General features: G+C 60.5%; 29 protein-coding genes. 14 read left to right on the top strand and 15 right to left on the bottom strand.

Going from position 1 to position 25,555, the window contains the following annotated elements; all coding sequences use genetic code 11:
* Positions 1–593: 593 nt before the first annotated feature.
* Positions 594–794 carry a DUF982 domain-containing protein gene (locus EN857_RS16670; protein WP_127393800.1) on the bottom strand — a complete coding sequence of 67 codons (201 nt, stop codon included), beginning with the start codon at positions 792–794 and terminating at the stop codon, positions 594–596.
* A gap of 465 nt (positions 795–1,259) precedes the next feature.
* Between EN857_RS16670 and EN857_RS16665 the strand changes: the two genes are divergently transcribed.
* Together EN857_RS16665 and EN857_RS16660 are read left to right on the top strand one after the other, a co-directional pair.
* Positions 1,260–1,727 (top strand): hypothetical protein, encoded by a 468-nt coding sequence (locus tag EN857_RS16665; RefSeq protein WP_127393801.1) that lies wholly within the window; start codon positions 1,260–1,262, stop codon positions 1,725–1,727.
* 149 nt (positions 1,728–1,876) lie between these two features.
* Positions 1,877–2,701 carry a Ku protein gene (locus EN857_RS16660; protein ID WP_127393802.1) on the top strand — a complete coding sequence of 275 codons (825 nt, stop codon included), beginning with the start codon at positions 1,877–1,879 and terminating at the stop codon, positions 2,699–2,701.
* A gap of 559 nt (positions 2,702–3,260) precedes the next feature.
* Here the strand turns inward: EN857_RS16660 and EN857_RS36195 are convergent.
* Positions 3,261–3,383 (bottom strand): hypothetical protein, encoded by a 123-nt coding sequence (locus EN857_RS36195; RefSeq protein WP_281033857.1) that lies wholly within the window; start codon positions 3,381–3,383, stop codon positions 3,261–3,263.
* Positions 3,384–3,656: 273 nt separating this feature from the next.
* Here EN857_RS36195 and EN857_RS16650 point away from each other — a divergent pair, with 273 nt between their 5' ends.
* Positions 3,657–4,529 carry a hypothetical protein gene (locus EN857_RS16650; RefSeq protein ID WP_135858884.1) on the top strand — a complete coding sequence of 291 codons (873 nt, stop codon included), beginning with the start codon at positions 3,657–3,659 and terminating at the stop codon, positions 4,527–4,529.
* Positions 4,530–4,552: 23 nt separating this feature from the next.
* On the opposite strand, the gene EN857_RS16645 is transcribed toward EN857_RS16650, so the two are convergent.
* The 3 genes from EN857_RS16645 to EN857_RS16635 form a co-directional block, all read right to left on the bottom strand.
* Positions 4,553–4,846 carry a hypothetical protein gene (locus tag EN857_RS16645; protein WP_127393270.1) on the bottom strand — a complete coding sequence of 98 codons (294 nt, stop codon included), beginning with the start codon at positions 4,844–4,846 and terminating at the stop codon, positions 4,553–4,555.
* A 208-nt stretch (positions 4,847–5,054) separates the two neighbouring features.
* Positions 5,055–6,326 (bottom strand): phospholipase D-like domain-containing protein, encoded by a 1,272-nt coding sequence (locus EN857_RS16640; protein ID WP_245493404.1) that lies wholly within the window; start codon positions 6,324–6,326, stop codon positions 5,055–5,057.
* 73 nt (positions 6,327–6,399) lie between these two features.
* The gene (locus EN857_RS16635; RefSeq protein ID WP_127393272.1) at positions 6,400–6,726 is read right to left on the bottom strand and encodes a low affinity iron permease family protein; all 327 of its coding nucleotides are present in this window, start codon (positions 6,724–6,726) and stop codon (positions 6,400–6,402) included.
* A 513-nt stretch (positions 6,727–7,239) separates the two neighbouring features.
* On the opposite strand from EN857_RS16635, the gene EN857_RS16630 reads away from it, so the two are divergent.
* From EN857_RS16630 to EN857_RS16620, 3 genes are read left to right on the top strand one after another with little or no spacing between them, the layout of a single operon-like run.
* Positions 7,240–8,295 (top strand): glycosyltransferase family 2 protein, encoded by a 1,056-nt coding sequence (locus EN857_RS16630; RefSeq protein WP_187331245.1) that lies wholly within the window; start codon positions 7,240–7,242, stop codon positions 8,293–8,295.
* Entirely contained in the window at positions 8,270–8,962 is a 693-nt protein-coding gene (locus EN857_RS16625; protein WP_127393274.1) for a class I SAM-dependent methyltransferase, read from the top strand. The genes EN857_RS16630 and EN857_RS16625 overlap by 26 nt, the downstream gene beginning before the upstream one ends.
* Positions 8,955–9,383, top strand: coding sequence for a GtrA family protein (locus tag EN857_RS16620; protein WP_127393275.1), 429 nt, complete (start codon positions 8,955–8,957; stop codon positions 9,381–9,383). Before EN857_RS16625 ends, EN857_RS16620 begins: the two co-directional genes overlap by 8 nt.
* A gap of 17 nt (positions 9,384–9,400) precedes the next feature.
* Here EN857_RS16620 and EN857_RS16615 read toward each other — a convergent pair whose 3' ends face one another.
* Together EN857_RS16615 and EN857_RS16610 are read right to left on the bottom strand one after the other, a co-directional pair.
* Complete coding sequence (locus EN857_RS16615; RefSeq protein WP_245493403.1) at positions 9,401–9,946, bottom strand: hypothetical protein; 546 nt, start codon at positions 9,944–9,946, stop codon at positions 9,401–9,403.
* Between the two features lie 64 nt (positions 9,947–10,010).
* A complete protein-coding gene (locus tag EN857_RS16610) occupies positions 10,011–11,174 on the bottom strand; it encodes a hypothetical protein (RefSeq protein ID WP_127391122.1) in 1,164 nt (387 codons plus the stop codon).
* Between the two features lie 275 nt (positions 11,175–11,449).
* On the opposite strand from EN857_RS16610, the gene EN857_RS16605 reads away from it, so the two are divergent.
* The 4 genes from EN857_RS16605 (at position 11,450) to EN857_RS16590 (ending at position 14,271) form a co-directional block, all read left to right on the top strand.
* Entirely contained in the window at positions 11,450–11,929 is a 480-nt protein-coding gene (locus EN857_RS16605; RefSeq protein ID WP_245508990.1) for an inorganic diphosphatase, read from the top strand.
* A gap of 165 nt (positions 11,930–12,094) precedes the next feature.
* The gene (locus EN857_RS16600) at positions 12,095–13,009 is read left to right on the top strand and encodes a hypothetical protein (protein WP_127391123.1); all 915 of its coding nucleotides are present in this window, start codon (positions 12,095–12,097) and stop codon (positions 13,007–13,009) included.
* A 50-nt stretch (positions 13,010–13,059) separates the two neighbouring features.
* Positions 13,060–13,491: a hypothetical protein gene (locus EN857_RS16595; RefSeq protein WP_127391124.1), complete on the top strand. Its 432-nt coding sequence runs from the start codon at positions 13,060–13,062 to the stop codon at positions 13,489–13,491.
* A gap of 171 nt (positions 13,492–13,662) precedes the next feature.
* Entirely contained in the window at positions 13,663–14,271 is a 609-nt protein-coding gene (locus tag EN857_RS16590) for an alpha-ketoglutarate-dependent dioxygenase AlkB (protein WP_127391138.1), read from the top strand.
* 41 nt (positions 14,272–14,312) lie between these two features.
* Here the strand turns inward: EN857_RS16590 and EN857_RS16585 are convergent, their stop codons facing one another.
* Together EN857_RS16585 and EN857_RS16580 are read right to left on the bottom strand one after the other, a co-directional pair.
* Positions 14,313–15,326 (bottom strand): ATP-dependent DNA ligase, encoded by a 1,014-nt coding sequence (locus tag EN857_RS16585; RefSeq protein WP_127391125.1) that lies wholly within the window; start codon positions 15,324–15,326, stop codon positions 14,313–14,315.
* A complete protein-coding gene (locus EN857_RS16580; protein ID WP_127308755.1) occupies positions 15,320–15,751 on the bottom strand; it encodes a GFA family protein in 432 nt (143 codons plus the stop codon). The genes EN857_RS16585 and EN857_RS16580 overlap by 7 nt, the downstream gene beginning before the upstream one ends.
* Before the next feature lie 761 nt (positions 15,752–16,512).
* Here EN857_RS16580 and EN857_RS16575 point away from each other — a divergent pair.
* From EN857_RS16575 to EN857_RS34785, 4 genes are all read left to right on the top strand, one after another.
* Positions 16,513–16,968 (top strand): hypothetical protein, encoded by a 456-nt coding sequence (locus tag EN857_RS16575; protein ID WP_127391126.1) that lies wholly within the window; start codon positions 16,513–16,515, stop codon positions 16,966–16,968.
* Positions 16,965–18,185 carry an Nramp family divalent metal transporter gene (locus EN857_RS16570; RefSeq protein ID WP_127391127.1) on the top strand — a complete coding sequence of 407 codons (1,221 nt, stop codon included), beginning with the start codon at positions 16,965–16,967 and terminating at the stop codon, positions 18,183–18,185. The genes EN857_RS16575 and EN857_RS16570 overlap by 4 nt, the downstream gene beginning before the upstream one ends.
* Positions 18,185–18,544: a hypothetical protein gene (locus tag EN857_RS16565; protein WP_127391128.1), complete on the top strand. Its 360-nt coding sequence runs from the start codon at positions 18,185–18,187 to the stop codon at positions 18,542–18,544. The genes EN857_RS16570 and EN857_RS16565 overlap by 1 nt, the downstream gene beginning before the upstream one ends.
* A gap of 440 nt (positions 18,545–18,984) precedes the next feature.
* Positions 18,985–19,830, top strand: coding sequence for a cytochrome c (locus EN857_RS34785; RefSeq protein WP_245493267.1), 846 nt, complete (start codon positions 18,985–18,987; stop codon positions 19,828–19,830).
* 40 nt (positions 19,831–19,870) lie between these two features.
* Here the strand turns inward: EN857_RS34785 and EN857_RS16555 are convergent, their stop codons facing one another.
* The 6 genes from EN857_RS16555 to EN857_RS16525 form a co-directional block, all read right to left on the bottom strand.
* The gene (locus EN857_RS16555; RefSeq protein WP_127391139.1) at positions 19,871–20,287 is read right to left on the bottom strand and encodes a c-type cytochrome; all 417 of its coding nucleotides are present in this window, start codon (positions 20,285–20,287) and stop codon (positions 19,871–19,873) included.
* Positions 20,280–21,125 (bottom strand): cytochrome c oxidase assembly protein, encoded by an 846-nt coding sequence (locus tag EN857_RS16550; protein ID WP_245493266.1) that lies wholly within the window; start codon positions 21,123–21,125, stop codon positions 20,280–20,282. Before EN857_RS16550 ends, EN857_RS16555 begins: the two co-directional genes overlap by 8 nt.
* Before the next feature lie 325 nt (positions 21,126–21,450).
* Entirely contained in the window at positions 21,451–22,053 is a 603-nt protein-coding gene (locus EN857_RS16540; RefSeq protein WP_127391131.1) for a cytochrome c oxidase subunit 3, read from the bottom strand.
* Positions 22,050–23,960 carry a cytochrome c oxidase subunit I gene (gene ctaD / locus EN857_RS16535; protein WP_127391132.1) on the bottom strand — a complete coding sequence of 637 codons (1,911 nt, stop codon included), beginning with the start codon at positions 23,958–23,960 and terminating at the stop codon, positions 22,050–22,052. Before ctaD ends, EN857_RS16540 begins: the two co-directional genes overlap by 4 nt.
* Positions 23,957–24,916: a cytochrome c oxidase subunit II gene (coxB, locus tag EN857_RS16530; RefSeq protein ID WP_127391140.1), complete on the bottom strand. Its 960-nt coding sequence runs from the start codon at positions 24,914–24,916 to the stop codon at positions 23,957–23,959. Before coxB ends, ctaD begins: the two co-directional genes overlap by 4 nt.
* A gap of 29 nt (positions 24,917–24,945) precedes the next feature.
* Positions 24,946–25,494, bottom strand: a complete 549-nt coding sequence (locus EN857_RS16525; protein ID WP_127391141.1) for a cytochrome c — start codon at positions 25,492–25,494, stop codon at positions 24,946–24,948.
* Between the last annotated feature and the right edge of the window lie 61 nt (positions 25,495–25,555).

Genomic DNA, 25,555 nt, shown 5'->3' with positions numbered 1-25,555 from the left:
GTCTTGGTAAGATTTTCCTAACCATACTCAACTGCGGCCATCGCGCTCTGTTCCGGCGGAAATATTTCGTGATTGGTATCGAAATGATTGACCTACGACAGCCCGGCCACTTATTGGGTTGGTCCCGCACTTAAAGGCGACCGGATCACCGGCTCGAGGTCATGTGGGAAGTCTGGAGCATCGACCGGTATGGCATCGGCTTGGCTTCTTTTCCGATTGGTCAGCGCTGGGAGCAGATCCGCCACCTCTTCCCAGATAACTCTGATAAGCTCACTCATCACTGGACCTACACAACTGCGGATGAACGCGTTGCCTAAGGGCCCGGTTCCGGTTTCAGCATTCGCCCCCTAATGGCCGAGCGCAGCACCGGGCGCTATGTCGGGAGCGGCTTCATCGCCTTGAAAAAGGGCGCGAACGGAAAGGCTGGGGCAGCGCGTCAAGGAGCACGACCCCGCCCAAGGGTACGAAGCGGCGGCGACGCAGCTGATCGGCCGTATGAAGCTTTGCGCGGCGAGGAAGACCTGCGGCATGCCTCACTGCGGGATTTTCGCGAGGAGGTTGGGAATGAGGCGGCGTGGGCCGTCTCTGCCTCATTAAAGATGGGCAAAGGCAACGAAAATGCCTCTCGCCGGTTCAGAATCGACATCTCCCACCAACGCGGCCTTGCAAGCGCGAACAGCCGCTTTCTGTTCCGGGCTGTTGCCGCACGAATCGCTGGCGACCGTGTTGAGTTGACGGGGAAAGCCCAGTACGACCCAAACGCGGGCCGACTTTTCGAAGGGTTTGGACAGCATGGGTGACCTCCCGGCAGCCTAGGCGAGCGCTCCGCCGCAGCCGTGATTGCCGCTGACCATCCAAGCCAAGGCGGTGGTCACTTCCTCATGGATTCTAGCCGGCTTAGGCGAGCGCGGGGCCACCCTCCTCAAAGGCATACCTTGCGACGTGGCCAGACAACGCGCAGTGTAACGGGCTCCGGCAACCCTCAATGCTGGTGTATGGCCCGGCCTGCCCGAATCCTGTGTCACAAGATGAAAAGCAGACCGGGCTATCGCTCAACCCTGAGAGATCCCGAACCGTCTTCAACAGCGTCTCATGAAGCGCGTGCGTCGATCGGCAATGATCGCATTGCGGCGATATCAGCGGATCGACGATGCTCTTATGTGCAAGCCCTCCGCGGCGCGCAAAATTGGCAGTTCTTTTTCTTTGTCGGCGGCCTTGTTCAGTCTGGATGCTATCTGAGGAAGCGCTAAATCACGCCAATGACACGTTTTCTGCTGAGCCTCGTATCGATCCTATTTTTCAGCACGCTTCTTCAGGCGCAAGCGTGGCAGCCTTTCGGCGTCAGGCAGTTTGGATTCACATTCGATGTCCCGCCGGGCTTTGTCTTGACCCAACGTTCGGACCAGGGCGCGGCTTTTCGGGGCGCAAACGAAGCCTTCCTCGCCGTGTGGGGTGCGAGGCTCGGCAAGGCCAGTTTTCGGGCCGAGATCAAGCATCGCATGGTCGAGGACGAAAAGGCCGGCTGGAAGCTGACGTATCGACGCGTCACGCCCCGATGGGCCAGTTACTCGGGCATCAACAATGGCCAAATCCGATATGTCCGTGCCATTGCCGTCTGCGATGACCGTGCCGCGCTCTTCACCATCAACTACAGCAAATCCGAAAAAGTCCCCTACGATCCGGTTGTGGTCCGCATGGTGCGATCCCTGAAGGCAGAAGGCTGCTGAGCTGAGTCCGCTGATGAATTGTCGGCACACGGGTTCATCTCCGCGTTTCGCTCGATGTCCTCGCGAGACTGCCAAGTCGAACCTGCCGTTTGGAACATCTCCAGCTCCTGAGTATTTCGGTAGAACTCCAGAAAAGCGAGGCAACGACCATGACGGCGCCGCGGGCAGTTTGGAAAGGCTTCCTGAAAGTTGGTTCGGTCTCCTGTGGCGTGAAGCTGGTCGGCGCGACCAGTGAAGCCTCGAAAATCCATTTCAAGATTCTGAACAGGAAGGACGGTCTTCCGGTAAAGAGCGCCTACGTCGATGAGGAGACCGGCGACATCGTCGAGGCAGAAGACCAGACGAAGGGATACGAGGTCGAAAAGGGGGAATTCATCGAAGTTCCGCCCGACGACATCAAAAAGCTCAAGCTGACGTCCGCCCACACCCTGGAGGTCGAGGAATTCGTCGCTCTCGACGACATCGACACGCGTTATTTGGAAAAACCTTACTACGTCATCCCTGCCGATGGCGCGGCTGTCGAAGCGTTTTCGGTGCTGCGAGAGGCCATGGCAAAAAAGCGCGTAGCGGCCAGATCCTGTGTGGTGCTTTACCAGCGCGGGCGGGAAGTGGTGATTCAACCCTTCGGCAAAGGCATGCTGCTCACCGAGCTGCGCACCCATGACGAAATGATCCCGGAAAAGACCGTCTTCGACGATCTGAAGAGTCCTAAGTATGATCAGGACCTGCTCGAGATCGCCGGCCTGCTGATCGACAAGAAGGTGACCAAATTCGATCCATCGAAATTCGAGGACACCTACGAGGATGCGCTCGTTGCAATGATCGACGCAAAGCGCAAGGGCAAGAAGCCGCCGAAACCGGCACCAAGGCCTAAAGAGAACATCGTCGACCTCGCGTCGGTGCTGCGCAAGAGCCTTGCCAAGGAAGGCATCAAAGAAGGCTCCAAGGCAAAGGCAACTCGTAAGTCGGCATGAGGGAACTTGCCGCTGATCAGTGGGTTGATCCTCATGATCTTCAGGAGCAATGAGCTATGACAGGCGATGAAAACCGTCGCGAGACGGGTGCCAGGAAATATCCGGCGTCGAAAGACGCCGATCCATCGGATGATTTCGAGCAAGAGGCGGCGGGCAACAAAAAGCCGCCGGGCGGGATCGGCCTAACGAGGCCAACCGGTCAAGGGGACAGCTCCCATCGGTCCGCCGGCCAGAATCCAGGGAAACAGGCGACTCCGAGCCCAGCAACAGAAAAGACATCTGGAGCCGGCCCTGCGATCTCGGAACATTCGAAAGACGCAAAGGCGCCCAAGTCAGGTCGCCAACCAGGCGCTTACGTCAAAGAGTGAGCCTGAACGTCAGCGGCGAGGCGACGAAATCCGTTTGGATGCTTGACACTTTTGGCGTGCCAGATCGCGCCGTAGCGCGCCCTTGAAGAACGGTAGCCGGCCGTTGACGCCATTCAGATGAACGTTGCGATGCGCGTCATTCGAACTCTACCATCTGGGACCATGAGACTGTCATCTCGAGAACGGGAAGCTCATTTTTCGTCCTTGTAGGATTTGGCGGCTTCATCGATCTTGCGCCAATCGTGTCCATACCGACGCACAAGTTCTCGCGCCTGGGCTGGCGACACATTCTGGGTTTCCACAATATGTTTCACCTCTGCTTCCTCACCTTTCAGCGGCCGAGAACGAGGTCTTCTCGGCCGCATGGGGGGTGTCCCTGTTTCATCGCGTCTCGGCATGGTCTCACCTTTCCGAGTTAACCGCCGAATGTGGGGAAGGTTTCACCGCGCAGAGTGCTTGCATACGTAGGGCTACACTTGTCCTCCTGCCGCAGGATCGTTTGAAGTTTGTGAACCTGCTGGCTCGGCCGGCGTTCAATGCATTGAACCGTGATCCCGCAGGGAGCGGAAAAATCGGACGCTGGTCCCATGCCACAAAAGCCGCATACTCCCGGTGCCGAAGCGCGCTTTCCCTTCGACAGGATGGCCGTCGAACGGTTCCGACAGGCTTTTCCGCGAGCGAGGTGGAGCGACGAGCGCAAGAGTTGGTTCGTTCCTGGAAAGACGGCCGCCGGGCGGATCGACCGTTGGCTGGGAAAAGAGGCAGCAATGCTGGCGGTTCACGGCGACAGCAAGGGACGCGACGCCTTCGCCTTTGATCCAATATCAAGCGCATACCTGGAGGTGTCCGACGACCTCCGTATTCGAACCCCGTATTCGAAGACGGTTATCGAGGAACTGCGAACAGTACCCTGGGCCAGTTGGGACGAGGAATTGCGGGCCTGGCGAGTGCCGTTCCGTTCTTTTGAAGAGCTACGACGCCGTTGGCCCAGCATCGAAAAGGCCGCCCAACAGGCGGAACCGGAAGAAAGGAAACGACGACGAGAGACTGCCAAAAGCTCTGATGCTTACAAGGCCGCTCAACTGCGGAACGCCGAACGCCGCCGTCATCGCTATCCACTTCCAACTGAACACTTACCGCCCGTTGGCAAGCCGGTTGCGACAGAAGAATATGGCATTGTCATTTTCGACGAAGTGTCCGGTGAACTCGTCGAGGCGGAAGATTTGACCGCCTCCTATCCAAACGCGGCGTGCGCAAACGCGAGCTACATCTGGGGCAGGTGGCGTTCGGCCACGCTGTCCGAACTGATCGCCACATGGCCAGCTCGCAGTGCGCCAAAAGCGGACAAACGTTCGAGGGGTTGGTGGCAACCGACACTTCCCGAACTGAGAGTTGCTCGTCGAAACGCCCGCAGCATGGAACGCAGAAAACAGACTCGCGACCTCAGCAAGGGTTGCTGACTGGGGAGGTGCTTCGAGACTGCTCAACCAGAACGCATGACACCGGGCTCTTCGATAGGTGCCTTGCTGCTGGAGGAGCGCGGTCCAGAAGTGTCACGCACTAGATCGGAGAAATTGACGGTCGCCACCAGATAGCCTGCCGCATCGTAAACCTTGATGATCGAGCCCGATTGGGCAGCGCCGGCGGGGTCCTCGGCGACGAGTGCGGCGTGAGCCATTTCCAGCGCTCTCGGGCTGGCCAAATCGGCGCTGGAGAGCTTTTCCTCGACTATCCTGGTCTTGCCGAATTGGACCGTCTCAAAGCGGAAAGTGGGCATGGGAAATCTCCTGTCCCCATGCAATGCTCAGGACGGCGTAGCGTTCCAGCAAAGGCGATCCGCCTCCACCAAACCGGCGGGTAGAGCGCGAACAATCGCGCACGCGCCTGCAAAGGGGGCGCCGCTGTGCCGATGTTGGTCGAGAAGGCGCCGACGAGTTTCCCATCCGGCCATGTTTATATGCGCAGGGGCAGGATCACAACGTCCCTCAAAGTTGAGAGCGTAGCCGACTGGCAAACCAGTCCGTGATCTTTTCGGACAGGGGACGCGCTTCCCATTCGTCCAAACTGACTTGCCTTGATCGCTGAAGATCCTGGTTGAACAAGTCGATCTGCGTCGTTGCGAAATCCTTTCCGTAGACGTTCAGCGTGGCTTCGTCATTTAGCCGCAAAGAGCGCTCGTCCAAATTGGCAGAACCAAAGCTTGCCCAGACGTCGTCAACGATCAAGAGCTTGGGATGATACATGGTAGGCTGAAACTCGAAGATCCGCACACCTGCTCGGAGCAAGTCGCCCCAGAAGTAGCGCGAGCTCTTTCGAGCCAGCGGCACATCCGTCAGCGAACTGGGCACAATAACGTCTACCGATACCCCGCGCCTCCTGGCATCCAAAATCTGCTGGAGGGCGATGTCGTCCGGCACGAAATAGGCCATTCCGATGCGCAAGTGATCTTTGGCGGCAGCAATGGCCGCCAACATCATCACTTGCATGTTCTCTGAGCCATTGGGCTGCGAAGACAGTATCAACTGAGCGCTCAGCGCACCTGCGGGTTGCGGTGGAAGGTAGAATTTCTCACCCTGCAGGGTCTCTCCGGTTGTTTCCAGCCAATTTTCAGCGAACGCCGCTTGAAAAGCAGAGACCACTGATCCTTCTACCCGGTAGTGCGTATCACGCCATTCATTGGGGTTGCGGGCGTTGCCAAGCCAGTTATCTGCAATGCCGACGCCGCCGGTAAATGCGACGCGCCCATCGACAATGAGCAATTTGCGATGCGTCCGATTGTTTACCCGGTCCAACGTATACCAATAGACGGGCCGATAGCGTTCGAACGCAACGCCGGCTCTTGTCATGATTCGGATCAGGTCTTCATCGAATGGAAGGCTTCCGACCCAGTCAACCAGCACACGGACTTCAACTCCATCTCTGGCTTTAGCGGCCAAAGCTGTCGCGAACTTGTAGCCGACGGCACCCGACCAGTAGATATAGGTCTCCATATCAATGGTGGACCTGGCCGCGCCGATCGCCTGCAACATTGAAGGAAAGATCTCATCTCCGTTGACCAAGGTTTGCACTGCGTTCGAATTGGAAAGCTGCCCTTGCGAATACCCGCTCATGCTCGTGGGAAACTGGGGGTCTGAGGCGTCGAAACGGTGAGGCACGATGGCTCGCAAGACGCGAGGTTCAGGGATCAGGTTTATGACAAGCAACGTGATCAAAACAGCGATCAACGCAACGGCCACATAGCTCAGAAACTTGAGCAAGCGTGCGAACCTTCCGTCGGACCCGATCGCTTTCCCTCCTGCCAGAAACGCCACGAGACCGGAAGGCCGCACGTCAATCTCCCTGCTGTTTGCGAACGCGATGTTTTTCGATTTCCTCAAGTTCCTGATCGTCAATCCGGGTGATGTTTGAAGCCGAGCTATTTGATCGCAACATCTCATCCAGCTTGGCGTGGATTGCCTGAGTGTCGCGATGCTCTGCTCGCTGGATGAACAGCGTCATGGCCCAGGTGAAGAGAGTAGCCGCCCCATGCCAATTCAAACTTTGCCGATCGAATACCATCCAAAGAATGGAATAAACCAACAACACCAGGAAGGCGGCAGGACGAGAGGTTAAGGTGCCGATCGAGGTGAGCACGCTCGTGATTGGGTGATTGGCCATCACCAAGAACTTTCGACTGTGACGCAAGTTCCCGCGCGACCTGAAGGTCGGGGGGCAAGCCACCCCCGGTGGATGCCCCTTGCGTTGATCTGGCGCGCCGATCCGCGATCGCTCTGCAATCCGGGCAGCTCTGCTCGAAGGTTTCGAATGGATGCGCTACGAAGCGGCCTCGGACCAGACCCCTCTACCGCACGTACTCATGGTGGCGCCTGCCGAGCACGGGTCTTCGATCTTCACCGCAAAGCTCGACATGCGCGAGACGCGACCCTGCGCAACTCGTGACCGAAATGGCGTAGCGCCTCATGCGCGCCGCCTTGGTCGAGGGTTCCGATCCGCGAGATAGATGAAGTAATAGGCAGTGTTACGAGGCGATTATTATTAGAGCGCCGCAGGCGCAGGCTGGCCGGTTGCATCATTGGCTGATCCCAGAAGGCTGGCAAATTAGCGATTTCTGATGTTCCTTGGGAACTTTGTGGCGGGTGTTCCATTTTCAACCGCATGCGAGACGCTGTGATGCACGGCATTCGGACGCGCGCAAACGCGCAGTCCCCGCGCTACTCATTGGTGCTGCCGATCTACAATGAGGAGGAGGTGCTGCCCCGGCTGGTCGAGCGAATAAGCCTGCTGGTGGGTCAGCTGGACGCAGAGGCGGAGGTCATCTTCGTCGACGATGGAAGCCACGACGGAAGCGTGAAATACCTTCGGCGCATGGTCGCTGCCGAGCCGAGGTTCCGGCTGATCGAGCTTTCCCGCAACTTCGGACACCAGATCGCCATCACGGCCGGCATGGAGGCGGCGGCGGGCGAGGCCATCATCGTCATGGATGCCGACCTGCAGGATCCGCCGGAGGTCGTGCTCGACCTCGTGGCGAAGTGGAAGGAAGGCTTCGAGATCGTCTATGCAAGGCGCACCAGGCGCGAGGGCGAATCCTGGTTCAAGCGTATGTCCGCGAGCCTCTTCTACCGCGTATTGGAGAAGATGACGCCGGTCGAGATTCCCCGCGATGTCGGCGACTTCCGCCTGGTCGGCCGCAAGGCGCTGGAGACCTTCAGGCGCATGCCCGAGCACGACCGCTTCGTCAGAGGCATGTTCGGTTGGATGGGATTCAAGCAGGCGGCTGTGTCGTTCGAGCGACCGGCGCGCACGCTGGGCGAGACCAAATACCCGTTCTGGAAGATGGTGCATCTTGCGGTCCACGGCATCATCAGCTTCTCGGAAAAACCGCTGCGTCTGGCGCTTTGGGCGGGATTGGTCGTTTCCGCCCTTGCCGTCCTTTTCGGCGCTTACGCCATCTTTGCGTGGCTCTTTGAAGCGGGCGTCCTCGCCGGCTGGACGTCGACCGTGGTCGTCGTGTCGCTGCTCTGCGGCATCAACCTTTTCATGACCGGCGTTGTCGGGCTTTATGTCGGCAGCATCCACGCCGAGGTCAAACGCCGTCCCCTCTACGTGGTCGACAGGCTGAACGGCTTCGGCCGCTCGGTGCGCGTCGCTTCCGGTGACCGGCGCACCTCGTTTCGCAAGGCAGAGAACGGGGTTGCGGCCGATGTCCGAACACTTCGACAGCTATAACACCAGTTACCGCGATGTGGTCGAAGGCTCGATTCGGTTCTCAGGGCTTCAGCATGATTTCTTCCTCGCAGCCAAGGCCGACCTTTTGCGGCGCCTGGTCGTCGAGCGGTACCTTCGCGCGGGCAGGGCGGAGGTGCGTGCGCTCGACGTGGGTTGTGGCATCGGCGCGCTCCATCCCTATCTCGAAGGCGCCTTCGATCGCCTCGAGGGTTGCGATGTTTCGCGGGATTCACTGGCGCGCGCCGCGCGCGACAATCCGCATGTCGGCTACAGCGCCTGCGCCCACGGTAGCCTGCCTTATGAGAGCGGCGCCTTCGACCTGGCCTTCGCCAGCTGTGTCGTCCATCATGTGCCGCCCACATCCTGGCTCAATTTTTTCCGCGAGATGAGGCGTGTCCTGCGGCGGGGCGGCGTTGCCTGCATCATCGAGCACAATCCCTACAATCCGCTCACGCGCATGGCGGTGCTCCGCTGCCCGTTCGACAAGGACGCCGTCCTGCTTGGCACCCGCAAGGTGGCATCGCTGTTTCGAGAAGCAGACTTCAGAAATATCCGGTCCGAGCATTTCCTGTTGCTGCCTTCAGCAAGACCCTTTGCCAGGAAAGTCGAGCGCGCGCTCGCCGCCCTGCCGCTCGGAGCACAGTACGCGTGTGTCGCTTATGCCTGAGCACCGCTTCACCGCTGGCGTGAAATTCCTGGCGCGCTTCGGATCGGTCGGCATCGCCGCGACAATTCTCTACGCTGTCCTGGCCGCGGTCTTCGCCCGGGCGGACCTCGGCTTCACGCCGGTGCAGGCCTCGCTCGCCGCTTATGGAGCAGCGGCACTGTTTTCCTATTTGGCGCACAAGTCCTTCAGCTTCATGTCGGCCGGATCGCATCGCTCGGAAGCCCCACGTTTCCTGCTGCTGACGGCGACCGGCCTCGGCGTCGCCTATGCTGCGCCCAAGCTCTTCACGGTGATGCTCGGCCTGCCGCTTTTCGTCCCCATACTGCTGACCTGCCTGATCATCCCGGCGCTCAATCTTATCGTGCTCGACCGCTGGGTCTTTGCCGGGCGGGGAGCCGACCGAAGGGGCGAACCGTCCTAGGTGAATGTCGCTTGCGCCTAGAGCGCATCCAGCCGAAACGAGATCAGCTTGATGGACCGGTTGTATATGTTGCTTGCTGCCGGGCTCTGCGCGATGCCGTCGGGATAGTCGAAGAACAATTCCAGCCTGCCGGTGTCGGCCAGGGCTGCCTGGGGAATGAAGAAAGCCACCGTCATCGGTGCCGCGCCCGAAACTGTCGCCTGATGCAGCCTTACGCCATTTGCCGATATGACGATCCTCTGTGTGAGTTGGGGAGGGCGGATGACGGCGGCCACCTGCAGCGTGGCCAGAAGGCCGCCACGGACGGGCGGCAGCGCCAGGCGAAGGCGCGAGGACTCGCCCAGCGAATGGGTGCCGTCCGCCACCGGACCCGACCAGCCGCAAACCCTCATAGCCGCGGTCTGTCTGGCGCCATCGGACCGAAACGATATTGTCCTGCCTGGCGTGTAGCTGCCGATCGCGTCGCGGTTGAGGCACGTCGTCGTGCGGTCGATGTAATAGGCGCGGTAGTCGCCGTTGACGTCGGGATTGAGGGCAAGCGTGAGGATGGCGAGCTCGGACAAGGCAAGGGCGGCCGCCAGACCGTAACCGCCAAGTGATACAGCGGACCTAGGGGATCGCAGCGCTTCAGACCAAGGCAAGATAGCCTCCGATCCACGCCACCGTCATGAAGTAGCAGGCGGCGAGGAACAGCGCCAAGGCCGCGACGAAGGTCAGCTTCGACGCTGACAGCAAGACGGCTACCAGTATCGCCAGCGGCGCGAGCCCGACGACGTATCTGACCATCGAGGCAAGGTTCGTGGTCAACGGCAAGATGATGCTGACGGCGCAGAAAAGGGCCGCGCCATATTGCCTGCGAGCCCCGAGCACCAAGCAGAGCGCCAGGCCGGCAATTGCCGTCATTGCGCTCCATTGCGGCGCCGTGGGCAGCCAGCCGGCATTCGGGTGGTAGGACAGGCCGTCCCACAGGAACAGCAGCGGATTGCCCGCCACGCGCCCGAAAGCGCGCTGGATGTGGAGGAAGGCAAAGCCGTCCCCGACCGTGAGATGGAGAAAGAGCATGTAGGCGAACAAACCGGCGGGCGAGATGAAGATGGCGACCAGAAGGTCCGGCCGGCCGAGCAGCCAGCGAGGAAAGGCGACGATCGAACCGCCCTTCGCGCGATATTCCTCGTACATGTGGATGACGGTGGCGAACACGGCTAGCACGCCAACGAGCCGCGTTGCCGACAGAAGCGCCGAGGCCACCCCGGCGGCGAGATAGTTGGAGCGCTTGAGCGCTAGGAAGACGCACGAGGTAAGCAGCACGAAGAGCGGCTCGCTGAGGAAAGTGGTGAAATGGAACGAGAACGGGCCACTGAGCAGGAAGGCGCAATAGAGCACGTAGGCGCGCATGTTCTTCCCCACGAGCGGCCATGCCACGAGGCAGGCTGCGTAGCTCAACGCCAGCGACGTGATCGTCGCGATCAGGATCGTGGGGAAGGGCAGGACGGATCGGATCGCCGCCACTAGAAGCGGATAGAGCGGGAAGAAGCCCCAGCGCCCGACATTGCTTGCGTTCGGAATTGGGAAGCGCTCATAGCCCTTTTCGGAGATGTCGACATACCAGGCGCAGTCCCACCTGCAGAGCGCCTGAGCATAGGCCGCAAAACCCGTATCCGACGATACCGAGGCAAAAGCCGCATAGCGAATGGCAAGGCCGCTCAGCGCGAAGAGCAGCGGCACCGCCACCACAGTGACTATCATGATGCGAATGCCGATATTCGCACGCGCCGCACCTTCAAGCGCCACGTATGTCTCCACCGTCCGCCTCGGCCCGGCAGCCGCGTATTCGGTAAAAGCGACTGCGGGAATTTTGGTTCCGCGGCAGCAGCCGGCTCGGCGATGAGCCCGCTCGACGCCTGAGCGCCCATTCGCCCCAACGCGTCGGACTGCGGCTGGGCTCGCGCTGCCCTTCGGAACATTCGTCGCGTCTTGAAGTTCCAACCGGAGCACCCCCCGCGATAGAGCATCGCAATGCCCGATTATCTGAAGCTGCCAACCACGACGAACGGGTTGTCAGAGTAGTGATTGAAACACCGCGTGGTGCGGAGGCGAAAATCGCCTACGATCGCGCAACCCGGACCTTCGGTTATGTCCGCCCCTTACCGGTCGGGATGACTTATCCCTACGACTGGGGCTTTATCCCTTCCACCTTGGGCGATGATGGCGATCCCCTCGACGGGCTGGTCATCCACCAGGCGGCTTCCGCTCCTGGCATCGTCATCAAATGCGACCTGTTGGGTGCATTGCGTGTCAAGCAGAAAGACTCCGGTGGCGAGGCCTTGCGCAACGACCGCTATGTCTTCTCTCCACATAGGGAAGATGCTGCCGAACCGGTTGCGGCGGATCGTGTGCCAGATGACCTGCGGCGCGAAATCGAGCAGTTCTTCCTGTCGTCCGTGCTGGGTACGGGCAAGACCATCAAGTTCAAGGGATGGCAGAATGCCGACGAGGCTCGCAGGGCGATCAAGAAGGGCATGAAGGCCTTTGCCGCCTGTAAATGACCCGGCTTACCGCCAACGGAACAGAAGACCTGCAGCGACATTGTTAGATCATCACACACTAACCCACAGGAGGCTTCCATGGGTCGCGGTATCTTGCTCTGGCTGCTCGGCATTCCCATTCCGATCATCATTCTCATCATGCTGTTTGCGCGGTAGGAGGCACAGATGCAGGCAACACTTGTGACCGCCGAGGCCTCTGCACCGACAGAATCCTCATCTTCAGCAGTGAACTGGGGGCCGATCATTGCCGGCGCCTTCGCCGCTTCGACCCTGACAGTCATTCTCCTGTTGTTGGGCTCTGGCCTTGGGCTGAGCATGGTTTCGCCGTGGTCCGGTGCCGGCGCGTCGGCCACGACATTTGCTGTGTCCACCGCAGTCTGGCTGGTGGTCGTGCAATGGCTTTCATCTGGCGTCGGTGGATATCTCACGGGTCGGTTGCGCACCAAATGGGTGGGGATTCATACCGATGAAACCTACTTCCGCGACACAGCTCACGGTTTCCTTGCCTGGGCACTCGCCACGCTTCTTGTTGCGGGAGTTCTCGGCTCAGCGCTTTCGGCGGCATTGGGTTCTGGAGTGCAGGCAGTTTCGACGGTGGCCGCGGGCGCCGCGACCGGGGCTTCGGCCGGTGCCGCAAGCAAGGACGGCTCAGCATTCGACAGCACGTCCTACTATGTGGATGCCTTGTTCCGCCCCGCCGACCTGACCAAGCCCGTCGATGCCAATCCGCAGAACGAAGCTGCAGCGACCGCGCAGGCGTCGCGCATCCTGCTCGCGACTGCTGCGAACGGCGGCGAACTTGCGGCTGACGACAGCGCCTATCTGACGCAACTCGTGGCCGCCCGCACCGGGCTTCCGCAGGCCGATGCCAAGGCTCGGGTAGATGCAATGATGGCCAAGGTGAAGGACGCAAAGATCAAGGCCCAGCAGGCGGCCGACACAGCCAGGAAAGCCGGCGCCACCTTCGCCCTTCTTGGCGCCCTGTCCATGGTGGTAGGCGCCTTTATTGCCAGCGTCGCAGCGGCGCTTGGCGGACGCCAGCGTGACGATGAGGAGGCCACTTATTTAGCCGACCGATAGGCTTGTCGCGAAAACCCCTTGGGTGAATGCTCGATCAACAGGAGCTGATTATGAAACACCAGACCCTCGAACAACTGCAGGCGATCGCGGACGTCAAGCCGCTGGCGCAGAGCCCCGTTATGACCCGGAGGCAACGGATCGAGCGTTGGGCGGAACTGCTCGAGCGGCACCCCGGCCGATGCCTGGGCGCGCTTGCTGGCACCGAACGCCTGCGTCTGGACGCCCGCCAGGCCGCACGAGCCGATGGATCGCCAATTTCAGTTGCCTTGGAAGATCCGCTGCTGAAAGCCGCGGGACTTAGAAACGACACCTATGGAGAGGCCCTTCGCTTCTTCGAGCTCAGCGATTGGCAGTTGCACGAAATCGTCTGCAGCTGTCATGTCGGCGCCACCATGCAAGGCAAATGGGCCGCCGCCAGGGTGCGCAGGACCGTCAATGGCAGCCGCTTCCTGGCTTGGTTGAGGACCCTCCTCTTGCACTGAGTACTGCGGCGCTTGCCATTCAGGCGGCGACCGAAAGGGCAGGGCGGCCAGGCACGGCCACCGGCTGCAAACCATGACGCCTTGGCGTCCACGGCACGGGGGAACGTTAGTATGCGGATCCGCCGCGTCGTAGGCCTTGCGCTCAGGGAGCAGCTTGACCAGCTATTGTGCATGCCATCTCTAAAATCCAAAGCTCTGGCCGGCGTGAATGTTGACCAGCCCGACCTGTTCGCCGCGGCCGATGATCTGCCAGAAGGGTTTCGCTATCAGGCGAACCTTGTCACGGCGGATGAAGAAACGGACCTGCTGCGCCACCTTCAGAGGCTCCCTTTCCAGCCTTTCGATTTCCATGGCCACCTGGCAAATCGGCAGGTGATCGGTTTCGGCCTGCGTTACGACTACGATCGGCGCCAGGTGGTCGAGGCGCCCCCGATACCAGATTTCTTGATGACGCTAAGGCGCAAGGTAGCGACTTTCGGCGGGTTGCCGGAAAGCGCTTTCGAGCAGGTTCTGATCAACGAGTATCGACCGGGCGCGGGCATTGGCTGGCATCGCGACAAGCCGCATTTCGAGACGGTGGCCGGCGTATCTCTTCTTGCTCCCTGCAGCTTCCGACTCCGGCGCAAGAACGGCACGAAATGGGACCGCAAGACAATCATTGTCGAGCCGCGGTCGGCTTACCTCTTGAGCGGCCCGGCGCGCGATGAATGGGAGCACAGCATCCCGCCCCTGACCGAACACCGCTATTCGATTACTTTGCGAACCTTGCGCAAAAAGTGAATGCGCAATGGCAGACAACATTCGTCGCGATTGCTAGGCCACTACTCGATCTGCTCGAACGTGCACTGGCGCGGCGCCTTGTCGGGCCGCCAGCGCAAAAGCCTGGTTCCGTGGCGGAAACGGTCGCTGGTAATATGGTCGAAGCGCACCTCGACGACCAGTTCCGGCCGCACCGGCTCCCATTCGCCGCTGCGTTCCGTGCTCCAGCGGCTTGGCCCGCCCGGCGCCTTGCCTGAGAAGCCGGGTCCGCCGCGCAATTCCTCGAGCTTCACGGTGATCGCCTGCCGATCTTCATTGCTGATGGTCGAAGTGAAGCCGACATGGTCGAGCAAGCCATTGTCGTTATAGAGGCCCAGCAGGAGCGACCCGACCTGGCGCTTGCGGTTCAGGTAGCGGAACCCGCCAACCACGCAGTCTGCGGTGCGCAGCCGCTTGACCTTGACCATCGCACGCTCGCCTGGCCGATAGGGTTGGTCGAGCATCTTGGCGACGACCCCGTCGGTCGAACCGTGGCCAGCACCCTGCAGCCACTTGTTGGCGTTGGCGATACTCGTGGTTGCCGACGAAAGTCGCAGCGCCTCATTCTCCGCCCGAGCGACAAAATCTTCGGTTGCCCCGCGTCGTTCCCGCAACGGCCTTTCGAGAACGATCTTGCCTCCGGGCGCGGCAAGGGTATCGAAGAGGACTATCCGCGCAGGCGTTTGTCTGCTCAGCTTCCGGATACGGCTCTCAGCCGGGTGAAGCCGCATCTGCAGCGCGTCAAACGATGCGCGTCCTTCGATCTCGATTATGATCTCGCCGTCTACGACGAAATCCTGTGCTTCGAGCTCGCCCAGAAGCGCCGTCAGTTCGGGAAAATAGCGGCCAAGCGGCTTGCCGGATTTCGCCCTGAGATCGACCGCCTTTCTTCCTTTGAAGGCAAGGCAGCGAAAGCCATCCCACTTGGGCTCATACTGCCAGATGCCGTTGCCCTCTGGCAGCGTGTCGGCAGTCCGGGCTTCCATCGGCGGCGTGTCCACAGTGAGCGGAAACTCATGATCGGATTCCGCTACCATCGCTCTTCCGTGTCGTGATGCGGCAAGTCAACGCCACAGCAAACCCAGGCAAGCCGCTGCGAGGACCCGTAATTGTATTGCGGTTCCAGACCTTCAGGATTGTCAAAGGTTCCGACATGCAGAGCGACTTCGCCCTCGGCGGCGGCGTAGGAAAGGGTCAACGGAGAACCGCATGCTCCGCAGAATCCCCTCCGGGCGATGGGCGAAGATGTGCGATAGGCAGGCTCCTCGCTGAGCCATGACAGGTTGGACGAGGACGTCCAGGCCAACACGGCGAAGGCGCTGCCGGTCGCGCGGCGGCACATGTCACAGTGACAGTAGTGAACGCGCGGATCGCCAGTCACTCGATAACGGATACTGCCGCAGAGACATCCACCTGTTCGTTCGACGGCGGCGGTCCGGGAGGCAATCTCGACTGTGTCCATCTGGCTTGAACGTTCGAACGGAAATGTGGTTTCCGTCCTACGGTCACATCGAGATCCATTCCATTGTGATGGTGGCGATGGAAGCGGAAAGCATCGCTAAAGAAGTAGCCGAGCGTCTCCTGGGGGCGAAGAGAAATCGATCGCAGCTTTGGCGGAAGCCAGTCTTGGCCCGGGCGGAACCGCCGTCGACCTATCTCTCCACTGAGGTCGTTCCTGTCAGCTGAATTTATGAGACGAGGCGGAACCTTCGCGCCCCGGCAGCTTTACACTCCATGATGAACCAGGAGAGGCCAAACCCAAGCCTGGGATGCGACTTGATCGTCCCGCATTTCCAACCCGGATTGCGATGATGCAGGAGACCGGCGTTGGTACGAGGGGCGACGCCAGCGTGGAAAGGCATATGATGCAGTTCTTCGTATTTCTTCACGACGTGGCCTCTCGTCGAGGGGACGGACTCCACCCCGAACTTGTGCATCTTTTCAGACAACAAGCTGCTTTGTCGGCGCAAGGCGTTGTGACGTTGCGACCCCTTGGCCGAGGTAGAAGCGAGCCGGCCGGTCCCAATCCACACAGGCTTTCGAAATGCAACCTGCCTAGCGATGTCATACCCTTCCCGGGAGGCCGAAATCCTTAGATCGGGATTCGTGATGTCCCTGATAACCAGCTTCAGATCCGATCAGGCAGATGGAGCCGCACCATGCACCCGTTGCCCATCTCTGAATGCTTCAAGCAGACACCATTACTCGGGCTGGCCGGAGGCCATGCCGCTGACTGTAGGCATTGTCGATGACGACTGCTATCGGGTTTGCCGTTCATGCCTGTTGTCGACCATGCTCGCCTTGGCTGCCTGTTCGTCGTCCGGACCCGTCGAGCAGGAATCAAAAATCGCGGCGTCGGCTTCGCAGACAGCGGTGATGGTCATGGACGCCTGGGCCGCCGGCGCGGCTCCTTCAAACTATGCATCGGCCACATTGCAATCGACGGCCGAGGCGCTTGTCGAGGTCGGTCGTCAGATAGAATCTGACAATCCTCCTGAATCCCCCAAGCGGCGCGAGGTCGTAACGGCGGTCGGTCAGCTGTCGGCTGCGGCCAAGGACGCTCAAGCGGGGGTAGAGGCTGGCAACCTGCGGCAAGTGAGTCAGGCGCGGCAGGAACTTCGGGCGGCCACGGCGAACCTGGCCGCCGCCTATGCCAAATATTTCGCGCCGAAATCATGAAGAAGCTGCTCGAAATCTCGCTTGGTATCGTCACCAGCGTTGGCGGCTTTCTTGAAGTCGGATCAATGGCGACAGCCGCGCAAGCCGGCGCCACTTTCGGCTTGCGGCTGATCTGGGCCATCCTCCTCGGCACCATCTGCATCATCTTCCTGGTCGAGATGGCGGGCCGGTTCGCGGCCGTCAGCGGCCACACGATCGCCGACGGAATCCGCGAGAGGTTCGGCTTCAACACCTTCCTATGGCCGTTGCTGGCCACCTTGCTGGTCAATTTCATGGTGATGTCGGCAGAGATCGGCGGCGTTGCCATCGCGGCTGACCTTGCGACAGGGATCGGCTTTCAATGGTGGGCAATACCAGTGGCATTCCTGGCGTGGCTGTTCTTATGGAAAGGCACCTTCGGGTTCATCGAGAAGGGCGTGGCGGTCCTCGGTCTTGTCACGCTCTGCTTCGTGGTCGCGGCGGTGATGCTGAAGCCGGATTGGAAACAGGTTGCGGCTGGCGCCGTGCCGAGCTTGCCGGATCATGACGCTGAAAGCTACTGGTTCATGGCAGTCAGCATTCTGGGCGCGTCGATATCCCCCTACCTCTTCATGTTCTATTCCTCAGGCGCCGTCGAGGACCACTGGGACAAGACCTATCTCGGCACGAATCGCGCAATTGCGGGCCTCGGCATGAGCTTTGGTGGCACCATCTCGGTCAGTGTGCTGATCGTGGCCGCGCTGGTCTTAGGCGAGCACGGAGTTAACCAGGTCGATGATTATCATCAACTGCCACTGCTCCTGATCCCGATATTCGGGTTCTGGGGCTTTGTCCTTTTTGTCGCTTCGCTTGCCATAGCCTGTTTCGGCGCGGCGCTCGAAATCGCCCTGCAGCAGGCCTACCTCGTCGCGCAAGGCTTCGGCTGGACGTGGGGAGAAGACAGGAAACCACGCGAAGATCCCGGCTTCTGCAGCGTCTATACGATCTCGCTGCTTCTTGCCGCCATACCAATAGGCCTTGGCCTCGACCCGCTGAAACTCACGATCTTCTCCATGGCAGTCACGGCAGCCAGCCTGCCCCTGACCGTGGTGCCATTCCTCTTCCTGCTCAACGATGAACGTTATGTCGGCGACCATCGCAACGGCATGATTTCGAATGCCGCGGTGATCTTCGTCATTGCGCTGGGTTTCGTCCTTGCCGTGGTGGCCATACCCTTGCAGATATTCGGAGGCTCGTGATGGATCTGCTGCGCGATCTACTGGACAAACAGGTCGTCGACCGCAGGCAGGTCAAGATCGGAAAGGTGGACGGATTGGTGGCCGAGTTGAGGCACGGCAAACCGCCCAGGATCGTCGCGGTCGAGCTTGGCTCGATCACGCTGGCGCGCCGCCTTGGTTCGCGACCGGGACGCTGGGTGGCCTGGCTCGCGGCAAGGCTTGGCGGCGAACGCCATGCCGAGCCGCACCGCATAGCGTGGAAGAAGGTGCGAAATATCGGTGTCGACATCGAAGTCGACGTTGATGTGCGGCGGACGGCGATCTTCGATTGGCAGGACTGGCTGCGCGATCACATTATCGGCCGCATTCCAGGAGCTTGACCATGGCCTCCGTCAACCTCGAACATCTTGCCGGTCGAAGGGTGCTATCGCTGCGCGGCAAAAGCGTCGGTCACATTGAGGAGATACGCGCCGAGCGTGATGGTGACGATCTCGTCGTAACCGAATTCCACGTCGGCATTTTCGCTGCTTTCGAGCGCCTCTCTGCCTCGGCAATTGGCGTCGCGATGCTGGACTTGTTTGGCTTGCGCCACCGCGACTGCCTGTACCGCATTCCCTGGGAGAAGCTCGATATCTCCGATCCAACCAGACCTCGGCTGCGATGCACCCTCGAGCAACTTTCTCATATGAAGGCGGGAATTGACGGCAAGGGCAAGGCATGGTCGTCCAACAGCTTGCGGCACGTCATGGCGAGCTCAGTGTGGAAAATTGCTCTCACAGTTTTCCTATGTGCAAGCGGCGTTGGTACGGTCTTGTGGTACATGACCGGGGCGCAGCCCCCTTTCTCGAACCAGGATCAGCAATTTGAAGGCCCGGTCGATGTCGCGCATGGTGAGCTCGTCTTCGCGGCAGGGGATTGCGCTTCCTGTCATGCGACACCGGGGCAATCCGATCGCCTAAAGCTGGGCGGCGGGATGGCGCTCGCTTCACCATTCGGCACCTTTCGGCCTCCCAACATATCTCCCGATCCGGTGGATGGCATTGGCGCATGGACCGTCACCGACTTGGCAAATGCACTCCTCGGCGGCGTGTCGCCAGAGCGTCAACACTACTACCCTTCTTTTCCCTACACGAGCTTTACCAGCATGACGGCCGAGGACGTCAGGGACCTGCACGCCTATCTCAGGACGCTTCCCAAGGTTTCGGGGCGTGCGCCACCGCATGATCCTGCGATCCTGTTCGGCATCCGGCGGTCCATGGGCATTTGGAAAATGATGTTCTTTCGCCAAGGCACGACCTCTGCGCGCCTCGACGGAGATCCCGTGCATGATCGCGGCGCGTATCTCGTCGAGTCCGTCTCGCATTGCGCTGAGTGCCATTCGACCCGCAACGCTTTTGGCGCCATCAAGTCGGACACTCGATTTGCCGGTGGCATCGATCCTCAAGGAACGGGATTCGTGCCAAACATCACGCAGCACAGATTGAGCGGATGGACAGAGAACGACATCGCGACGATGCTCAAAACTGGGGAAACGCCCAGCCACGGTCGCGTCGGATCCTCGATGGCCGATGTAGTGACGAATACGGCAATGCTGCCTGACAGCGACCGCCAGGCGATTGCACGTTACATCAAACGTCTGCCACCGATTGCCACGCCGCGCCCTTGAAGCAATTCCAGGGAAAGCATGAAGTGACATTTCATCCGCTTCATTGTGCGTAGAGATACGCTGCGAGGTCTTTGGCTTCCTGTTGCGAGATACCGGTCGCCGGCATCGCAGTCCGCGGGGAGAAGCTCCGGGGCGAAACGATCCATGCGACAAGGTTGTCGGAATTGTTTTCCAGTACGCCCGCGATGTACAGCCGCTTCGACAGCCCAGTGAGAGGCGCGCCTGTCTGGCCGTCGGCTCCCGGTATCCCCTCAATAGTGTGGCAGCCGGAGCAGCCGTATCGTCGGAAGATTTCCGGTGCGCGTGCGGGATCGCCGTCGGTGATCGCTTTGGCTACGGCCGCCCGGCTGTGGTTGTCGCGCGCGATATTGATTGTGGCAAAAGCGGCCGATGCCGCGACGAGGGCAATGCCTATTAATGCGGTCCGGCCTGAGAGAGGTGTCGGCTGGTCAGGCATTTTGAGCTCTTCGTTCACTCGATCCCAGAATCCAGAGCGCAAGCATCGCCATTGCCGCCACCGCATAGATCGTGCCGGCGGGCACCCACATGATCATGCCCGCCAATTGCTGGTCTTCCAGAGGCGTCAGCCCCCAGGCCATGGCGGTGCGGGTCTGCGCGATGTAGAGCACGCGTGGAGCGAGAGCGATCAAGGCACCCAGAATACTCGTGTGAACCATGGTCGCGAACAGATGCCAGGCCGAGGCGCCGTAATCACTCCGCCAGATCATCGCCCACCAGAACAATATCGCTGTCACAAAGAAGCAAAGATGCTGGACGCGATGCAGGGCAGTGTTGGTGACGGCCGCGTCGAACAATACCGGCAGGTGCCAGGCCCAGATCGCGAAGCCATGAACGATGGTCGCATTCAAGGTGCCCGTACACCAGTCCCACGGACCGCGAACCAGGGGCGAACACATCCCTGATGCAGCCACGCGACGCGCTCGTCCTGGCAGCCCCCACATCAGGATGCCAACCGGGCGCGCAAGCACGATCAAAGGTGCCGAGACGGCCATGACCATCTCGTGCTCGATCATATGGAATGTATAAAGGTGCTCACCTAGCCAGTGAAGCGGCGACAGCAGCGCCGCCGCCAGTGTCAGCCAGCCGCTACAGTAGAGCAAAGCGCGCATGAGCATGCCGCCGGGTTGCCGCGCGCGCCGTGCCAGCCTTGTCACGCCCGCTCCGTAGAGTAGTGCAAGCATCGCAAGTGGCACGACGATCCACGGGTCAAAGGTCCAGGGATAGCCAGAACCATGGGTCTCGTCGCCGTGCGCCATTGCCGGGGAAGCGATCATGAAGAAGAACAGTATGCGGATCAGCGCTGGCATGGGTCGAGCAGCATCGTGGCCGCCTCCTGCAACGACAACGCAAAGACAAACGCCAGTGCGACCAGGAAACCTGCGTCAACGACAAATCGCTTCGATTTGACCAATCCGTTTGACGTCACCCGAGATGCGGCGACGCCGGCGACCGACGCAACGAGAAGGATGCCGCACAAGGCGGCGGTCCAGGAAAAACTTTGCCGGCAATCGATGTAGGGTGTGATCTGCCCAAGCTGGGTGCTGAGCGCCCAGCTTATGGGCGGCACAAGGAGTCCAGCGTTTGGGAGCCAACTTTTGGTCAAAGCCGTGGAGCCCAATAGAGGCAGGCATACATTGGCAACCAGGTCGCCACGACGAAGTTCCAGTACATCACATTGTCGCTGACATCCCCAAAGCGCCGCGGATTGTCGCCATGCCGCGAAAACATCAGGCAAGTCAGCACCAATGTCTCCACCAGATCGGTCAGGATGTGGGTGGTGTGCAGGCCGAGCATGACCCACACGATCGAGCCGTAGGCATTCTGATCCCACTGGATATGCATCGCCGGAAACTCGAAGGCACGCAGGACAAGCGGCGCTATTCCGATCAGGGACATGATGATCAGCCCGATACGCACCTTCCGCAAGTCCTGGTCACGCGCCCAGCGTGCCAACAAGATGTTCGGAAACAAGCTCGCCACCAGCAAAACCGTCAGCGTCGTCCCAGGCAGCAGATCGGGCGGCGGGGCATCCGGAGGCCAGCGTGGTGCCAGGCTCATGAGATAGAGGTAGACGACGATGGAAAGCGCAAAGCCAGTGGCTTCAATAAGCATGAATGCGAGCGTCCCCCACCAGGACAAGCTCGCGGTGCCGAGGCCATGCGGGGGAAGGTCCGTCAGGTCAAGCACCACGCCTTCCTTCATGACTCGTCCTCCGGCACGCCCTTGGGCCAGAACCAGCCAATGAGTGCAATCGCGATTGGTATCGATCCCCAGACCACCGCCCAAGGTGTGAATATCGACCAGATCAGCGTCGCGGTGGTGGCGATTGCCGCCAATAGCGGCCAGATCGAATCCCCGGATGACGCTTCACGCGCCTCCGGGGTCGCTTCAACGATGCTGCTGACCAACAGCTCACGACGGTCGACGCGCAGGCCCGCAGCAACGGGAAGGACATCTCGGCGGTCCGACAGGGGATCAAGGCCGCCGACCACCGGTAGCCGGGCGAAGTTGTACGGCGGTGGTGGGGACGAGGTGGCCCATTCGAGCGTCGAGGCCTCCCAAGGGTTGGACGACGCGACGGCGCCTGTCCTCGCACTGCGTATGACGTCGATGAAAAACAAAAGAAAGCCGCCAGCAAGGATGACCGCGCTGAGGCTGATGAACATATTCAGGCCGGACCATGGCATCTCTGGCTGGTAGGTGTAGATCCGGCGCGGCATGCCCTGCAGGCCGAGGATATGCATGGGAAAAAAAGTCAGGTTGAAGCCCACGAAGATCAGGCCGAACACCCAGCGTCCGAGTGTCTCGCTCATCAACCGCCCAGTCAGCTTCGGGAACCAGTAGTAGAGCGCACCGAGCAAAGGAAAGACCGCGCCGCCGACCAGGACGTAGTGAAAATGCGCGACGACGAAATAGGTGTCGTGGACTTGGGTGTCGAACGGCACAGACGCCACCATCACTCCGGTCAGACCACCGATGACGAAGGTGACGATGAACCCGATTGCGAACAAGAATGGCGTCGTGAAGATCGGTCTGCCTGCCCATATCGTCGCGAGCCAACAGAATATCTGCAGTCCCGCCGGAACCGCGATCGCCATGCTCGAGGCGGTGAAAAAGCTCTCTCCCAACCGGGGAAGGCCGGCCACGAACATATGATGGACCCAAAGCCCAAAGGCCAGGATACCTGTGGCGATCAATGCCATCACCATGGCCAGATAGCCGAACACCGGCCGACGCGTAAACGTCGCGACGATTGTCGATACCATCCCCACCGCCGGCAGGAAGATGATGTAAACCTCCGGGTGTCCGAAAAACCAGAACAGGTGTTGCCATAGCAGTACATCGCCGCCTTCGGCCGGATTGAAGAAATGTGTCTCGACCAGTCGGTCGAGAATAAGGGCCGTGCTTGCGACCATGATCGCTGGCATCGCCAGGATGACAACAAACGACGTGACCAGCATCGACCAGACGAACAACGGGATACGGTCGAGAGACATTCCTGGCGCGCGGTGCTTGAAGACAGTCACGACGATCTCGACGGCTACAGCGAGCGCGGAGACTTCGGTGAAGGTGATCATCTGCGCCCAGATGTCGGCCCGCTTTCCCGCCGCGTATTGGGGACCGGAGAGCGGGACATAGGCGAACCAGCCGACATCCGGTCCGGTATCGAGCACAAAGGCGATCCATAGAAGCAAGCCGCCGGCGAGATACATCCAATAAGAGAATGCATTGAGACGCGGAAAGGCGATGTTTCTGGTCCCAACCATCAAGGGCACGAGGTAGACCGCCATCGCTTGCATGACGGGCACGGCGAACAGGAACATCATGTTCGTGCCGTGCATGGTGAAAAGCTGGTTGTAGCGATCGGGCCCGATGAAGCGAGCTTCGGGTTGCGCCAGTTGCAATCGCATTAGCAGGGACAGCAATCCGCCAAGCGCCAGGAAGACAAAGGCAGTGGTGATGTAGCGTCGGCCGATGACTTTGTGATCGACCGTGGCAAGGGCACCCCACACGCCCGGCGTTGTCGACCAGATCGCCGCAAGTCGACGGTCGATTTCAGCAGCGTCGAATGCTGTGTCACGAAGCGCGCCGGCATTTCTTGACGTCATTTCAGGCTCTCCATGTAGGCGGAGATATTTTGCAGCTCGACGCTGGTCAGCGGCACCATCGGCATATTGTTCCCGGGTTTGAGCGTCTGGGGATCGGCAATCCAGGCCGCCAACGAACCACGCGTGGTTTCCAGCAGCCCGGCCGCGATCGTCTGACGTCCGCCGATGTGAGTGAGGTCTGGTCCGGTCGTGCCTTTGGCGGCCGTACCGCGTACCGTGTGGCAGGCCGAACAGGGCTTGGCCAGAAAAGCCACTTGCCCAGCGGCCGCATCCGGATCGGCCGGCGTCAATGCATCACCACGTTGCGACGCAGCCCAGCGTTCAAAGTCGGCCGGCGCCTCGGCGATCACCAGGACTGCCATGTGGCTGTGCTGCAAGCCGCAGAATTCCGCGCATTGGCCCCGATACGCCCCCGGCTTTTCGGCACGCAGCAGCAAACTGTTGGACCGGCCCGGGACAACGTCTTGCTTTCCGGCGAGGCTTGGCACCCAGAACGAATGGATGACATCGACGCCTTCAAGCCGGACCTGGACATCCGTCCCCACGGGGATGTGGATTTCGTTGGCCGTCTGAAAGCCGCGCGACGCATCGGAGCCGGCGTAGAATACCTGCCACCACCATTGCTGTCCCCGCACCGTGATCGTGAGGGCCGCGCTCCCCGGAACACCAATGTTGCGGGTGGTGTAGAAGCTTGCAATCGTCAGACCGGCAATGATGACAACGCTGGCCGCGACCGCCGCGAACACCACTGTTGTCAGCCGGCCCTCGGAGTTTGCGTCTTCCGCTCCGGCGCGGCGGCTCCGCAGGAGCGCCAAGCCAAGCACGACGATCACCACGATCCAGATCACCGTGCACACGGCGACTATACCGATGATCAGGTGTTCGACATGAATTGCAGGACCGCCGTGCGGATCAAGCGCGGACTGCTTGCCGCTGCAGGCAGATGCAACAGCCATGATTGAAAGCAGAATAAGGCGAACATTTCTCAAGGCGAGGGTCCCTGATCCGGGTGGACGCCTACTGGTCCCTCGTCGAAAAGGATTATCGCCGGACCGCGATTCTCGGCCGGGCGAGTTTGTTTGTCGTCGTTGCGACTGGGTGCCGCCACCTTCGGGCTGTAGGAACCGATCGTCTGGACATATCCCGCAAGCTGCCAAATTTGCTCGATGGTCAGGCGGTCGCGAAACGCGGGCATACCGTGCGGGCGGCCGTCACGAATGGAAGCCACGATGGAAACCATCTCAGGCCCATAAAGCCACCAGCCATCGAGGAAGGACGGACCGACCCCGCCGCGACCGTCACCATGACAGGTACCGCAACCGAACCAGGCATAAAGCCGCTTGCCCTGGCTTAGATTGTAGGCGTCAGCCTCGTATGGCTTGCCAAGTGCGAAATAGCTCTCGGGCGGCGTGCCCCCGATGCCGTTGGACATGAGGCGGAACCAGTCGAGATCAGCTGCAACCGGCGGTTCGAAACGGAGCTCTCTTGGCTGCCGCAAATAGCCAAGCACCCCACCTGCGCTGGCGAGGGACAGGAGAACCGCAACCGCCAGGACCGACTTCGCAATGCTGAAAACCCTCTCTGTCAAGCGTTCC

Source organism: Mesorhizobium sp. M4B.F.Ca.ET.214.01.1.1 (assembly GCF_004791545.1).
GTDB lineage: Bacteria > Pseudomonadota > Alphaproteobacteria > Rhizobiales > Rhizobiaceae > Mesorhizobium > Mesorhizobium abyssinicae.
This window is presented reverse-complemented; position numbering and strand designations above follow the sequence as displayed.

Excerpts from the sequence above, each read along its gene's own strand:
- EN857_RS16670 (WP_127393800.1), bottom strand. The coding sequence starts at position 794 with ATGCTGTCCAAACCCTTCGAAAAGTCGGCCCGCGTTTGGGTCGTACTG.
- EN857_RS16665 (WP_127393801.1), top strand. The coding sequence starts at position 1,260 with ATGACACGTTTTCTGCTGAGCCTCGTATCGATCCTATTTTTCAGCACG.
- EN857_RS16660 (WP_127393802.1), top strand. The coding sequence starts at position 1,877 with ATGACGGCGCCGCGGGCAGTTTGGAAAGGCTTCCTGAAAGTTGGTTCG.
- EN857_RS16650 (WP_135858884.1), top strand. The coding sequence starts at position 3,657 with ATGCCACAAAAGCCGCATACTCCCGGTGCCGAAGCGCGCTTTCCCTTC.
- EN857_RS16645 (WP_127393270.1), bottom strand. The coding sequence starts at position 4,846 with ATGCCCACTTTCCGCTTTGAGACGGTCCAATTCGGCAAGACCAGGATA.
- EN857_RS16635 (WP_127393272.1), bottom strand. The coding sequence starts at position 6,726 with ATGGCCAATCACCCAATCACGAGCGTGCTCACCTCGATCGGCACCTTA.
- EN857_RS16630 (WP_187331245.1), top strand. The coding sequence starts at position 7,240 with ATGCACGGCATTCGGACGCGCGCAAACGCGCAGTCCCCGCGCTACTCA.
- EN857_RS16625 (WP_127393274.1), top strand. The coding sequence starts at position 8,270 with ATGTCCGAACACTTCGACAGCTATAACACCAGTTACCGCGATGTGGTC.
- EN857_RS16620 (WP_127393275.1), top strand. The coding sequence starts at position 8,955 with ATGCCTGAGCACCGCTTCACCGCTGGCGTGAAATTCCTGGCGCGCTTC.
- EN857_RS16600 (WP_127391123.1), top strand. The coding sequence starts at position 12,095 with ATGCAGGCAACACTTGTGACCGCCGAGGCCTCTGCACCGACAGAATCC.
- EN857_RS16595 (WP_127391124.1), top strand. The coding sequence starts at position 13,060 with ATGAAACACCAGACCCTCGAACAACTGCAGGCGATCGCGGACGTCAAG.
- EN857_RS16590 (WP_127391138.1), top strand. The coding sequence starts at position 13,663 with ATGCCATCTCTAAAATCCAAAGCTCTGGCCGGCGTGAATGTTGACCAG.
- EN857_RS16585 (WP_127391125.1), bottom strand. The coding sequence starts at position 15,326 with ATGGTAGCGGAATCCGATCATGAGTTTCCGCTCACTGTGGACACGCCG.
- EN857_RS16580 (WP_127308755.1), bottom strand. The coding sequence starts at position 15,751 with ATGGACACAGTCGAGATTGCCTCCCGGACCGCCGCCGTCGAACGAACA.
- EN857_RS16575 (WP_127391126.1), top strand. The coding sequence starts at position 16,513 with ATGCCGCTGACTGTAGGCATTGTCGATGACGACTGCTATCGGGTTTGC.
- EN857_RS16570 (WP_127391127.1), top strand. The coding sequence starts at position 16,965 with ATGAAGAAGCTGCTCGAAATCTCGCTTGGTATCGTCACCAGCGTTGGC.
- EN857_RS16565 (WP_127391128.1), top strand. The coding sequence starts at position 18,185 with ATGGATCTGCTGCGCGATCTACTGGACAAACAGGTCGTCGACCGCAGG.
- EN857_RS34785 (WP_245493267.1), top strand. The coding sequence starts at position 18,985 with ATGACCGGGGCGCAGCCCCCTTTCTCGAACCAGGATCAGCAATTTGAA.
- EN857_RS16555 (WP_127391139.1), bottom strand. The coding sequence starts at position 20,287 with ATGCCTGACCAGCCGACACCTCTCTCAGGCCGGACCGCATTAATAGGC.
- EN857_RS16550 (WP_245493266.1), bottom strand. The coding sequence starts at position 21,125 with ATGATCGCTTCCCCGGCAATGGCGCACGGCGACGAGACCCATGGTTCT.
- EN857_RS16540 (WP_127391131.1), bottom strand. The coding sequence starts at position 22,053 with ATGAAGGAAGGCGTGGTGCTTGACCTGACGGACCTTCCCCCGCATGGC.
- ctaD (WP_127391132.1), bottom strand. The coding sequence starts at position 23,960 with ATGACGTCAAGAAATGCCGGCGCGCTTCGTGACACAGCATTCGACGCT.
- coxB (WP_127391140.1), bottom strand. The coding sequence starts at position 24,916 with ATGGCTGTTGCATCTGCCTGCAGCGGCAAGCAGTCCGCGCTTGATCCG.